At 46.7% G+C, this 12836-nt stretch carries 15 protein-coding genes; 12 read left to right on the top strand and 3 right to left on the bottom strand.

Features of this window, described 5'->3' with window-relative positions:
- Window positions 1-9: 9 nt before the first annotated feature.
- Entirely contained in the window at window positions 10-1290 is a 1281-nt protein-coding gene (locus IPP66_15915) for an MFS transporter (GenBank protein MBK9926760.1), read from the top strand.
- A gap of 97 nt (window positions 1291-1387) precedes the next feature.
- On the opposite strand, the gene uvrB is transcribed toward IPP66_15915, so the two are convergent.
- A complete protein-coding gene (gene uvrB / locus IPP66_15910) occupies window positions 1388-3427 on the bottom strand; it encodes an excinuclease ABC subunit UvrB (GenBank protein MBK9926759.1) in 2040 nt (679 codons plus the stop codon).
- 167 nt (window positions 3428-3594) lie between these two features.
- On the opposite strand from uvrB, the gene IPP66_15905 reads away from it, so the two are divergent.
- The 8 genes from IPP66_15905 (at window position 3595) to IPP66_15870 (ending at window position 9791) form a co-directional block, all read left to right on the top strand.
- On the top strand, window positions 3595-3777 hold the full coding sequence (locus IPP66_15905; GenBank protein MBK9926758.1) for a hypothetical protein: 183 nt from the start codon (window positions 3595-3597) through the stop codon (window positions 3775-3777).
- A gap of 3 nt (window positions 3778-3780) precedes the next feature.
- Complete coding sequence (locus tag IPP66_15900) at window positions 3781-3996, top strand: hypothetical protein (GenBank protein MBK9926757.1); 216 nt, start codon at window positions 3781-3783, stop codon at window positions 3994-3996.
- Between the two features lie 12 nt (window positions 3997-4008).
- Window positions 4009-5001 (top strand): class I SAM-dependent methyltransferase, encoded by a 993-nt coding sequence (locus IPP66_15895; protein MBK9926756.1) that lies wholly within the window; start codon window positions 4009-4011, stop codon window positions 4999-5001.
- A 3-nt stretch (window positions 5002-5004) separates the two neighbouring features.
- Window positions 5005-5397: an ACT domain-containing protein gene (locus IPP66_15890; protein MBK9926755.1), complete on the top strand. Its 393-nt coding sequence runs from the start codon at window positions 5005-5007 to the stop codon at window positions 5395-5397.
- 165 nt (window positions 5398-5562) lie between these two features.
- Window positions 5563-7047, top strand: coding sequence for a PAS domain S-box protein (locus IPP66_15885; GenBank protein MBK9926754.1), 1485 nt, complete (start codon window positions 5563-5565; stop codon window positions 7045-7047).
- Between the two features lie 2 nt (window positions 7048-7049).
- Window positions 7050-7487, top strand: a complete 438-nt coding sequence (locus tag IPP66_15880; protein MBK9926753.1) for a response regulator — start codon at window positions 7050-7052, stop codon at window positions 7485-7487.
- A gap of 10 nt (window positions 7488-7497) precedes the next feature.
- Window positions 7498-9381, top strand: coding sequence for an HD domain-containing protein (locus IPP66_15875; GenBank protein MBK9926752.1), 1884 nt, complete (start codon window positions 7498-7500; stop codon window positions 9379-9381).
- 14 nt (window positions 9382-9395) lie between these two features.
- Window positions 9396-9791, top strand: coding sequence for an acyl-CoA thioesterase (locus IPP66_15870; protein ID MBK9926751.1), 396 nt, complete (start codon window positions 9396-9398; stop codon window positions 9789-9791).
- Here IPP66_15870 and IPP66_15865 read toward each other — a convergent pair.
- Window positions 9788-10663 carry a DUF72 domain-containing protein gene (locus IPP66_15865; protein MBK9926750.1) on the bottom strand — a complete coding sequence of 292 codons (876 nt, stop codon included), beginning with the start codon at window positions 10661-10663 and terminating at the stop codon, window positions 9788-9790. The genes IPP66_15870 and IPP66_15865 overlap by 4 nt on opposite strands.
- Window positions 10664-10708: 45 nt before the next feature.
- On the opposite strand from IPP66_15865, the gene IPP66_15860 reads away from it, so the two are divergent.
- The gene (locus IPP66_15860) at window positions 10709-11146 is read left to right on the top strand and encodes a nucleotidyltransferase domain-containing protein (GenBank protein ID MBK9926749.1); all 438 of its coding nucleotides are present in this window, start codon (window positions 10709-10711) and stop codon (window positions 11144-11146) included.
- Here the strand turns inward: IPP66_15860 and IPP66_15855 are convergent.
- Window positions 11094-11483, bottom strand: coding sequence for a RidA family protein (locus IPP66_15855; protein MBK9926748.1), 390 nt, complete (start codon window positions 11481-11483; stop codon window positions 11094-11096). The genes IPP66_15860 and IPP66_15855 overlap by 53 nt on opposite strands.
- 65 nt (window positions 11484-11548) lie before the next feature.
- On the opposite strand from IPP66_15855, the gene IPP66_15850 reads away from it, so the two are divergent.
- Both IPP66_15850 and IPP66_15845 read left to right on the top strand, forming a co-directional pair.
- Window positions 11549-12301 carry a sulfotransferase gene (locus IPP66_15850; protein ID MBK9926747.1) on the top strand — a complete coding sequence of 251 codons (753 nt, stop codon included), beginning with the start codon at window positions 11549-11551 and terminating at the stop codon, window positions 12299-12301.
- Between the two features lie 25 nt (window positions 12302-12326).
- Window positions 12327-12836 (top strand): DinB family protein, encoded by a 510-nt coding sequence (locus IPP66_15845; GenBank protein MBK9926746.1) that lies wholly within the window; start codon window positions 12327-12329, stop codon window positions 12834-12836.

Raw genomic sequence — 12836 nt, 5'->3', positions numbered from 1 at the left:
AATGCAACCATGACTTGGCTGGCTTATGCGATCATCACACTTGGCAGTTCCACACTCTGGGGTGTTGCCAGCGGATGGTTGCTTTACTTTTATCTCCGCGCCGGAGAGACACCACTTGTGCCGCTGGCATTGTACAGCGTCGTAGTGCTCATCAGCAAAGCCATCAACATTATTGTCGGCATGCCTGTTGGTTATCTCTCTGACCACACCAACTCTGCATGGGGTCGGCGCTTACCGTACATCATCGGCGGCGCAATTTTATTGCCGCCTTTATTTTTTCTGTTGTGGACACCACCTCAAGGTAATCTAACATTAACTGTTATCTATTTACTTCTGGTGTTGATCGCGTTCAATCTCGTTTACGAAGTACATCAAGTGCCCTACGAAGCATTATTGCCCGAATTAGCGGTAGGAGAAAAAGACAGGGTGGCCATCTCCAGTTGGAAAACAGGATTTTTGCTGATCGGAAATATTTTTGCAGGATTCACGGGTCCACTCATCAGCAAGCTTGGATACACTCAAACGATGTTAATCTTCGCTGTCAGTGTGGCTCCCATCATCATATTGCCAGGGTTCTTTCTACGAAAACGAGTCAACCTCGATTATCAGATCACGAGTCGCATTTCGTTCGTCGATAGTCTCAAGTCCACTTTTGGGAATCGCAATTTTCAAATCTTCGCACTTTCATGGGGTCTGTTATGGACCGGGAGCACACTCGTACTTGAAACTCTTCCATATATCGTCACGGAAGTTTGTGGGTTGAAAGAATCTGACGCTGTCTACTTTTATTTACCTGCTATTGGGGTCACGCTTTTATCCTTCCCACTTATTAATCGTCTCTCTGAAAAATATGGTATGAAGACCATATATCGCGGCTCTCTCCTAGCCGGAGCCGTCACCCTCTCTGCATTGATCTTGATCGGTGACTGGATACCGATCCCGCTTCTTGCTCAGGGAATTCTGTGGATAGTTCTTCAAAGCGCCAGCCTCGCTGGAGCACAAATCTTGCCAGGGGCAATGATGGCAGAAATCACTGACCACGATGAGCACATCACCGGCCAACGACGAGAAGGCTCATTCTATTCCGTGTGGGGCCTACTTAATCAAGCTTCAAGCGGACTGGGACTGGCGGTCATACCGCTCTTCCTTCTACTAGGTCGCAGTAAACTGGATACGCAAGGTCCGCTCGGCGTCAGGCTTTTGGGAGTGTTTGGTGGGCTTTTACTATTGACGTCGTTTTGGATCTTCAAACAATATAAGTTGGAGAACCCGCCCAAAAGTGTTGGGTAAAAGTACAATACGCACATCCCACCAAAACCAAGTAAACAAAAACTCGTAAAGCTGTTAATAGCTTTACGAGTTCACATTTTGTATGCTATCGTCCAAACTATTCTTCATCCCCCGTCAACAACTTGATCCGTTCCCACGGTTTCAATCCTTCATCTTCAGCCAGCAGACTCTTCAAGTCAAACAATTCATCACGCAGGGCCGCAGCGCGTTCGAACTCCAGATTCTTCGCGGCTTCTTTCATTTGCTTTTCCATTTCGTGAATGATCTGCTTGAGTTCATTGCGCGGCATGGCACCTTTGTCTTTCACCTTATACTCCCCCTTCATCTCACTAACAGCCTTCTGCGAAAATTCCTCGGTCAGATCATGGATCGCCTTGTGGATACTGATCGGGACAATCCCATTTTCAGTATTGTATTTCACCTGCTTGGCACGGCGACGATTCGTCTCTTCGATCGCAAACTTCATCGAGTCGGTCATCTTATCGGCATACATAATCACGCGTCCATTGACGTGACGTGCCGCACGACCGATCGTCTGAATGAGTGCAGTTCCTGAACGCAGGAAGCCTTCCTTATCTGCGTCCAAAATTCCAACCAGCGACACTTCAGGCAGATCCAAGCCTTCGCGCAAAAGATTGATACCAACGAGCACATCGAACACACCCAAGCGCAAGTCACGCAGAATGCCCACACGCTCAAGTGTTTCCACTTCCGAGTGTAAGTAATGGACTTTCATCCCCAACTCTTTTAAATACTCTGCCAGATCCTCTGACATCCGCTTCGTAAGTGTTGTGACAAGAACACGCTCGCCTCTTTCGACCCGTTGTCTGATCTCTCCGACCAGATTATCCACTTGGCCGAGAGTCGGTCTGACCTCAATTTCAGGGTCAACAAGTCCCGTTGGGCGGATAATCTGCTCAACAACCTGTTCCGCCTTACCCATTTCATACGGACCCGGCGTAGCGGATGTGTAGATCGTGTTTCCCATCACTTCTTCGAATTCATCAAATTTCAATGGGCGGTTATCCATCGCACTTGGGAGGCGGAAGCCATACTCAACCAGAGTCTCTTTGCGAGCACGATCGCCGTTATACATTCCGCGGACTTGTGGTACGGTCATATGACTCTCGTCCAGCACGAGCAGGTAATCGCTTGGCAAAAAGTCGATCATTGTCCACGGATGCGTGCCAGCGGCACGGCGATCAAAATGACGAGAATAGTTTTCGATACCCGAGCAATAGCCAACTTCTTTGAGCATCTCAAGATCATAACGAGCGCGCTGTTCAAGACGTTGTGCTTCAAGGTATTTCCCAGTCTCTTTGAAAAACTTCAATCGTTCTTCCAACTCGGATTCGATATCAGAGATCGCTTCTTTTGTTTTTTCGGCATCGGTCAGATATTGCTTCGCAGGGAAGATGGATATTTCATTCGGCTCATCGAAGATCTCGCCGGTAACTGGGTTAAACTGCGTGATCCGTTCCACTTCATCGCCGAAGAACGCGATACGGAATCCTTTTTTGTCTTCGTAAGCAGGGATAATTTCCAATGTATCACCACGCACACGGAAGGTGCCGGAGCGCAAATCCATATCGTTGCGCTGGTACTGCGATTCGATCAACCGTCTGAGCAGAGCATTGCGGCGGTACAACTCACCCACTTTGAGGTTTACCAACCCTTTATTAAATTCTTCGGGGTTCCCCAAACCGTAGATACAAGAAACTGATGCAACAATGATCACATCCCGTCGCGAGACCAGTGCAGTAGTTGCCGCCAGCCGCAGACGTTCGATCTCTTCATTGATCTCGGTCTCTTTTTCAATGTAGAGGTCGTGGCGGGGCACATACGCCTCAGGCTGGTAGTAATCGTAATAGGAAACGAAATACGAGACCGCGTTCTCAGGGAAGAACTCTTTGAACTCGGCATATAACTGCGCGGCAAGGGTCTTGTTATGGGCCATGATGAGGGCAGGCTTTTGCAACTGCTGAATGACAGATGCAATGGTGAACGTCTTGCCGGTGCCTGTAGCACCGAGCAAAACCTGATGTTTCATGCCTTTGTTCACGCCGTCCACAAGCCCGCGGATGGCTTCGGGCTGATCGCCCATGGGTATAAAGGGTGCTTGAAGTTTGAAGTCCATGATATTTTGGGTTGTAAGTTGAAAAGGGAACGTGTGTTCTATATTGTATCACGCTTCAGCGCAGGAAAAACTTTCTCGCGCAGAATCAAAGAGACGTGCGCTTCGTCGCTCAAAGCAAACTAGGCGAAGGGTATAATCATTTAAACGAGTCTAAAGGAGATATTCAAATGAAAAACGGTTTGTATATTATTGGTACACTTTTGATCCTTGGTGGCGGGATATGGGTCTTGCAAGGAATTAACATCCTGCCAGGTAGTTTTATGACTGGACAGATCCAATGGGCGATCAATGGAGCGATTGCTATTGTGATCGGGATCGCTGCGATCCTTTTTGGAAGAAGCCGCAAATAGAACATGCCTGATGAAATTCAGATCGGTGACCGTGTGCAGGTTTTTTTGACCGCCAAAAATTGGGGAAGCGAAGGTTGGTTCGAAGGGAAGGTTGTGCGCATTGACCCGTATTCACAGCATCGCAGTTTCTATTGGGTAGAGTTGGACGAGAACAACGGTCTTATACAGGGAACAAGGTTGCTCTCTGTTTTGAATCCCAAAAATATCAGGAAGATATAGACTGACTTATCAATGACAGAACATTCATTAATGCATCGCATCGAACAAGCTATCGCCTCTCGCTTAACGTTGAGCGGCTCCAGCCACGAATCAGCTTTTCGCCTCTTCAACGGATTCTACGAAGGCCACCCAGATATCATCATTGATGTCTATGGCCATACACTCGTTATCCATAACTACGCAGATAATCCATCACAAAACGCAACTCTTATTCAAGAAGTCATCACATATTTACGCACTACACTAAACTGGCTACACGCTGGAGTCGTAAAGACACGAAATGGAGCTACACAAGAACAAAAACGCGGACAACGCATCTTTGGAGACAAGCTCGATACAAAGATCAAAGAGCACGGAATTTGGTATGCGATTGACCTCACTATGAATCGCGATGCAAGTTTTTATCTCGATACATACAACTTGCGCAAATGGCTCATCGAAAACATCCGCGACAGGTCTGTGCTCAATACGTTCGCCTACACCGGCAGCTTGGGAGTTGCGGCCATGGCAGGCGGAGCAAGCCGCGTTGTTCAAACAGACCGCAATGGACAGTTCTTGAATCTCGCTAAAGATTCTTATTCTCTTAATGGCTTCCCCATCCACAAGCAAGATTTCATCGCGCAAGACTTCTTCCCCACTGTTGCCAAATTCAAAAGCACAAAACAATTCTTCGATTGCGTCATCATTGATCCGCCGTTCTTTTCCACAACATCCAAAGGCAAAGTGGACTTAGAGAACGACAGCACGCGCCTCATCAACAAGGTTCGCCCGCTCATCAACGATGGCGGATACCTCATTGCGATCAACAACGCCTTATTCGTCAGTGGGAAGGATTACATGCAATCGCTCGAAAAATTATGCAAGGACGGCTATCTGAGCATCCGTGAATTGATCTCTGTGCCAGACGATTTCATCGGCTATAACCCAGTTGGCAAGCCCATCACAGACCCTGCGCCATTCAACCACTCCACCAAGATCGCGATATTGGATGTGAGACGGAAATAATTTATGTCAGGTGAAACCGACCTCAACAAATTATTGCAAGGCATGCGACCTAAACTTCACGAGGGCGAGTTTGTGTACTGCACTGTTGCATCAACTCAACATGCCGTCACGCTAAATCCGCTTTGTGTGTTTCAGGAGGATGAAGCGGTTACGGTTATCATCCCCAAACAACAAGCGGACAAGGAATCACTCCCCTACTCTGTTGTTTGTTCGTGGATCACGTTGACCATTCATTCGTCGCTTGAAGCGGTTGGTCTAACCGCCGCTGTATCAAAAGCGTTGACAGAGGTAAACATCAGTTGCAATGTAGTGGCCGCGTATTATCACGATCATATTTTTGTGCCCGTGAAAGATGCACAACAGGCAATGAGGGTGCTTTCTGAATTGCACGAATAACCATAAACTTACAATACCCAACTCCTATTGATTTTTCACATCAAATAAACTATAGTGGGAAATAAGACTATTTTTGTCCAATTTGACTAGTGGCCCATCCTCGAAGTCAGAAACCATACAAGCATCGTTGGGGGGAGCGCCTTTAGTCGAAATATGGAGGCAAAATTGAAGCTCGAATTTACAACAACCGATCAAATTTTTCTTACCCTCCTTGAAGCTGCGCCAGATGCAATGGTGATCATTGATCAAGATGGAACTATTATTCTACTTAACTCACAACTAGAAAAACTCTTTGGCTGGCAAAAACAAGACCTGCTTGGTCGACCCATCGAGTTTCTTGTCCCGAAACGATATCACGATTCTCATAAAAAGCATCGCACAGGGTATCTTTCAGATCTGCGTGTTCGCCCGATGGGAAACGGACTGGAATTATTCGGCGTACGTAACGATGGTAGAGAATTTCCTGTTGAGATCAGCCTAAGCCCACTGGAAATACAAGGTACCACACATGTCATTGCAGCAATCCGAGATATCACGGATCGCAAGCGCGCGGAAGCAAAATTTCGCGGTCTTCTCGAGTCTGCACCAGATGCAGTAGTTGTTGTGGGCAAGGATGGCATTATCCAGTTGGTCAATGCTCAGATATCAAAAATGTTCGCCTATGAAAGTTCCGAGCTGATCGGGCAAAGTATCGAGGTCCTTGTTCCGAAGCGCTTCCGGAAGCATCACGTCAAACATCGCGCAGAATACTATAGTGAACGCCATGTTCGCCCAATGGGAGTTGGTCTTGATCTGTTTGGCCTGCGGAAAGATGGAAGTGAATTCCCCGTAGAGATCAGCCTAAGCCCATTGGAAACAGATGGTGAATTACTCATCAGTGCCGCAATACGGGATATCACACAACGCAAACTATTTGAAGCAGATATTCAAAAATTAAATGAAGACCTAAGACAGCACGCCGCCCAATTGGAAATCGCTAACAAAGAATTGGAATCCTTCAGTTACTCTGTGTCGCACGACCTGCGCGCACCACTCCGCTCCATTGATGGTTTCAGTCATGCCATCCTGGAAGATTATAGCGAACAACTCCCGATGGAAGCACTCGAACATTTGACGAGAATACGCAACGCCACGCATCGCATGGCACAACTGATCGACGACCTACTGGAACTTTCGCGCATCTCTCGGACCACCTTGCAACCAAAATTCTTCAATATAAGCAAAATGTTCGAAGATATCTTCAGTTCATTTCAGAACAACAATTCAGATCGAACAGTGGTGCTTACCATCGAGCCAGATTTGATGACAGAGGCCGACTCACGTCTGCTTCGCATTGCCCTGGAAAATTTAATCAGCAATGCATGGAAATTTACATCAAAGCAGAACCTGGCCACAATCGAGTTTGGGCAATTGGATCGGGTCAAGGAAAGGACTTTCTTTGTGCGTGACAATGGCGTAGGTTTCGACATGACCTACGTAGATAAATTATTCGGCATTTTTCAGCGATTGCATGCTTTCAGTGAATTTCCCGGCACGGGCGTCGGCCTAGCGACTGTCAAACGGATCATTAATATTCATGGTGGACGGATATGGGCAGAAAGCAAAGAAGGACAAGGGGCAATCTTTTACTTTACTCTGAATGGAGAATAAATATGGAAGATAGATTGGTATTACTTGTGGAAGACAACCCCGACGATGAAGCATTAACCTTGCGGGCATTCAAGAAGAATAAAATTGGCAACAAGGTTGTGGTAGCACGAGACGGTGTCGAAGCGTTGGACTTTCTCTTTTGCACTGGTATATATAGCGAAAGAGATCCAAATGAATTACCTCAACTAATCCTGCTCGACATCAAACTTCCCAAAATAGATGGGCTGGAGGTATTACGCCGCATCCGAATGGACGAACGCACCAAGTTTTTACCGGTGGTGATCCTCACATCATCCAAGGAGGAGCAGGATCTGCTCAAAAGCTACCAAAATGGTGCAAACTCCTACGTCCAAAAACCGGTGGATTTTACTGAATTCATAGAGGCTGTACGTCAGCTTGATACGTATTGGCTGATCATGAACCAGCCACCTCCTAAATAACCAGATAACTATGGACTCACAACTATACATTCTTATCATTGAAGATACTGAGGACGACTATCAACTACTTCTACGGGAGTTCAAACGAAGAGGCGTTGCTATTATTCCCAAGCGCATAGAGACTGCTGAGGCCATGCAAGAGGCACTCGCCACCCAAAAATGGGATATTGTGATCAGTGACTTCACCCTGCCTCGCTTCAATGCACCGGATGCACTAAAAATATTACAAGCCAGTGGGTTGGATATTCCATTCATCATTGTCTCCGGCACAATAGGAGAAGAGAGTGCAGTCGCGTCCCTAAAAGCTGGTGCGCACGACTTCCTGATCAAGGGAAATTTCGCTAGATTGATCCCAGCCATCGAACGGGAGATCCGAGAAGCTGAGTCTAGGTATATACGAAGGCAAGCTGAAGAAGCCTTACAGGAAAAAGAGCACTTACTCTCCGAAACGCAACGTATTGGACATGTGGGTAGTTGGAAACTCATTCTTGAGAAAGAAACGTTCCAATTTTCAGATGAAATGTACCGCCTGCTTGATGTTACACAGGAAAGTTTTAATCACCAAGTCAACGATCTGATGGAATTGATCTACTCCATCGATAAACCTGCCATGCAAAGTTGGATTGAGAGCGTTAAAACCAGCAGTCAAACCCATGAATTGGTCGTCCGCTTATTTCACAAGAATAGCGAACTTCGTCATATCCGCTTCACAGGCGGAGCGATCTTCGATGGGCAAGGAAAAGTAGTCCGCATTGCCGGCAACGCACAAGATGTTACCGAAAGCAAAGTTGCAGAGATTCAAATACAACAGCAATTAAAGCGGCTGGCGTCCCTAAGGATCATCGATCAGGCGATTACGTCTGGTTTCAATTTGCAATTAATACTCAATACTGTCATCACACAAGCCATCAGCCAACTTCAAGTGGATGCCGCCGCCATTCTCCTCATCGACAATACTCAACAAATCCTGGAGCACTTCATTAGTCAGGGGTTTCACACTCGCGCAATAGAAAGAGTATCACTACCTTTAGACAAAACAAGCTATGCCGCACGCGCTACGATTGAACGCCGCTTGATTCATATCCCAGATCTTAAAGAACAAACACCAACCAAGAATATAACAGGGGAAGGATTCGTTTGCTACTTTTCCGTCCCTCTCATCGCACAGGGAAGAGTCAACGGAGTGCTGGAGGTATACCATCGCGCGCCCATACAACCATACCCAGAATGGATCAACTTCCTTGAAGCATTGGCAGGTCAAGCCGCCATTGCTATTGACAATGTGACATTGTTCGAGGATCTGCAACGTTCTAATTTCGAACTAAAGGTCGCGTATGATGCAACGATTGAAGGCTGGTCACATGCATTAGACCTGCGCGACAGGGAAACTGAAGGACACACTCGCCGTGTAGCTAACATGGCAATCAAACTTGCGCGCAAGATGGATTTTTCAGAAGAGCAATTGATTCAAATGGATCGTGGCGCGCTACTGCACGACATCGGCAAACTAGGTGTCCCCGACCATATTCTCCTCAAAGAAGGCGATCTCACGGAAGCCGAGTGGAATATAATGCGCCAACATCCCAAACTTGCATATGACTGGCTTGCACCCATTGCGTATCTGCAAAAAGCACTTGATATCCCCTACTATCATCACGAAAAATGGGATGGGACGGGTTACCCGCAAGGATTAAAAGGAGAAGAGATTCCCATAGCCGCCCGTGTCTTTGCCATAGTGGATGTTTGGGATGCTTTAACCAACACTCGGCCTTACCGGGCAGGCTGGGATAAAGAGAAGACTATTGCCTATATTCGCGAACAAAGCGGGAAACACTTCGATCCAAAAGTCGTTGATGTTTTTCTAAAAAACCTAGATGAAATTCTGAAAAACTGAAACTAGGAAACTACATGAACACTCAAGTATATAACACTGAACTAGAAGTGCGAGACTACGAATGCGACATGGAAGGCATTGTAAACAATGCAGTCTACATGAATTATCTCGAACACGCCCGCCATGCTTACATCAAACAAAAAGGCTTCACCTTTGCTACGCTCACACAACAAGGGATCCATCTGGTTGTAACCCGCATTGAAGCAGATTATCTTTATCCATTACGAAGCGGCGACAAGTTTTACGTCACAGCAAGTGCTGAGAGAATTTCCAAGTTGCGTTTTGGTTTTACACAGGAGATTTTCAGAGTCGAAGATGACAAGCCGATCTTGAAAGCAAAAGTCATTGGCACTTCACTCAATGTCGATGGGAAACCAAAATATTTTGATGATTTTGAAAAACTGTTTTAGAAAAGGGTTGGCTGTTCAGGGACATCAGGCTTGATCGCATCCCACGGCAACGGCGCGATCTCCACATCTTTCGCCACGCGTTGATGCAACTCCCTGCATAGATATGGCGCGATCATATTATCAGGCGAGTGACAAAACATGAACACATCTGCACCGCCTTTGATCTGCGCTGAAAAATAATCTCCCCATTCATCCAACAGCGGACGATTGATCTCCATTTCTGGATGACCGATATAGCGGACAAACACAAAATCGGAAGTACGCTTCGGCACTACAGGGACATCTGGTTTGCGCTCCCGAGCCTCGAGTAAGCTCTCGTAACTTGATCCCGCCAAACTTTTGTCGCCAGCTAAGTTCCGTATGGGACGTGTATCGATTGTCACACGCGCCATATTATGCTCAGTGAGCAATTGGTCGAGCGCTTCATCATGCGGCGAGTCGAACCAGTCCAAGTGACGGACTTCAACAGCGAGGCGCACGTCTGAAGGCCAAAGGGAGAGAAAGGCTTGTAGGTCAGTGAGCAGGCTTGGGTTATAGCGAGGCGGGAGTTGGAGGAACATCGGCCCGAGGCGTGGACCAAGCTGTCGCATGATGTCCACAAATCCAATGGCTCTCTCAATCATGCCAGCCAGTTTGCCTTCGTGGCTAATGGCTTTAGGGACCTTGGGGCAAAAGCGAAAAGTTTCAGGCGTGTTTGTGATCCAATTTTCGATTGTTTGTTTTGTGGGAACTGCATAGAAAGTGGTGTTACCTTCTATGTTGGTTAAGCGTCTTGCGTACTGAAATAAATAATCAGAAGGCTTTGTGCCTTTGGGGTAAAAGGTTCCAACCCAACCTTTGAACGACCAAATGGGACATCCGAGATAGAGCATGGAAATATTATAATGGCCGCGTACACAAAATTAGCAAAGACAAATATGAAAAAGTTAAATCAGGTGATCGACTTCATCGAGGATTTCATGCGCTGGTCAACGAGGCGCAAGGACATTCGTGCAGTTGCATTAGTTGGCTCGTATGCACGAGAAACCGCAACCGAAACATCAGACGTGGACCTGATCATCATCACGGAAGACCCACAAAAGTATTTATCCAATACCGAATGGACGAGGGTGTTCGGTGTTGTCATCACCAAAGAGCTCGAGGAATACGGCAAGCTTACTTCGCTCCGAGTATGGTATGAAAGTGGCATCGAGATCGAGTATGGGTTTACAACACGCGAATGGGCAAAGACCCCACTCGATAAAGGAACAAAGCGCGTGATCAATGATAGGATGCGGGTGTTATTTGAAAAAGAAGTACTACTCAGCCCGCATGAGACGCCCATGCATCGATCTCAACGCGGTAAACGGGGCTAGCCAACGCGGCAACATATAGCAATGTACTGCAAGGCTGGTGTCCTTGCAATTTCGAGGCTGTCAGTTCGCGCCGTTTTACGGTATCTATTTCACCCACCAAATAATATGTGAGCTTGATAATATCTTTTATATCCATGTTCGCCGCACGAAGGTTGCGAAAGATATTCTCAAAGGCAACATCCATTTGCTCAAGAGGGTCTTCGGGTACAGTTCCATCCTCTTTCATTCCAACCTGACCAGAAAGCACCAACAAACGTTCATTCTCTGTAACTTCAACTTGATGGGAGTAAGAGCCAAGCGGCTTGTGAATATTTTGAGGGTTACGAAATTCCTTCATCGTTATCTCCTTGATCCTAAGTGTATTCAATAAAGATTTCATTGTCATTATATAATAAGCAATCTATGAAACCCACATCATCCTACACCATTTGGTTCACCCAACGAACGGGAAGCACCTTATTATGTAAGGCAATCGAATCAACGGGTATCGCAGGCATGCCTCGCGAGTGGTTCAACTGCCCACCTGATCTTCTTACTACTTTTAAAAAGACAAATTACGTCGATCTTCAAGATTACCTATGGAAATTAGGAAGCACAGAGAATGGCGTCTTCGCCATCAACCATTCTTATTACGAACCACACTTCAGTCAATTGACCGAGACTCTTCGAAAATTCCCTGCCTGTCCGCCAACGGTAACCAAGCGAACAGAAGTATGGGAGCAGGTCTTTCCTAATCATCGCCACATCTTCATGACACGCCGCAACAAAATTCGCCTCGCCGTCTCATGGTGGCGGGCGATCCAATCGGAAGAATGGCACTTATCAACCAATGAACAGCGCAACTCGAAAGACATATCCAATGGGTATTCCTTTGACGCCATCAACCATTTGTACAATGAATGTTCCATGCGCGAAGCTGGGATTCAGGAATTCTTCACGGAAGGCAACATCTCTCCTTTGAATATTTTCTACGAGGACTTCATCCAGAACTACGAGGGGACTGTCCGCGCGATTCTGGATTACCTTGAGCTTGACTCTCGATCTGTAACCATTGCCCCGCCTGCGCTGACCAAACTCGCAGACTCTGTTTCTGAAGAATGGGCTCAACGATTTCGTGAAGAACGTCAGAATGGCTGGCCAAATCGAGGCTGGTAATTATCACTAATGAACAGGAGATAAAATGACACACCCACTTGTAGACCAACTCCGCTTTACGCGTAATGAATGGCTGCGCGGACTCAATGGCGTGACCGAAGAACATGGCACACGTCACTTTGGACAGATGAACTGCATTAGTTGGATCGTAGGGCATCTTGCCTGGCACGAACAACGCACATTCCTACAGCGTCCTCAAAATATTATCCTGTTTCCAAATTTAAATGAGGTCTTCAAGTTCGGTGCGCCAATGGCCACACCTTCATTTACAGAAATCATGGAAACCTGGCAGGCTGTTGTTAAAGCCACAGAGCCTTATCTCGATACATTGACCACCGAACTCCTGTTGACGGACTTGCCAGTCAACGGCAAATCTGTTGGGCAAATCCGCGGAACTGTCTTAAGGCGCATCACCTATCATTACTGGTATCACTTGGGAGAAATACTTTCAATCCGCCAGATGATCGGTGGAAAAGACCTACCCGATTTTGTAGGTGATATTGACGCCGAAGCGCCGTATCGACCTGAACAATAA

It is taken from the genome of Candidatus Defluviilinea proxima, assembly GCA_016721115.1.
Taxonomy (GTDB): domain Bacteria; phylum Chloroflexota; class Anaerolineae; order Anaerolineales; family Villigracilaceae; genus Defluviilinea; species Defluviilinea proxima.
Note: the sequence above shows the minus strand (reverse complement) of the source record. Positions and strands in the feature narration are given on the sequence as shown.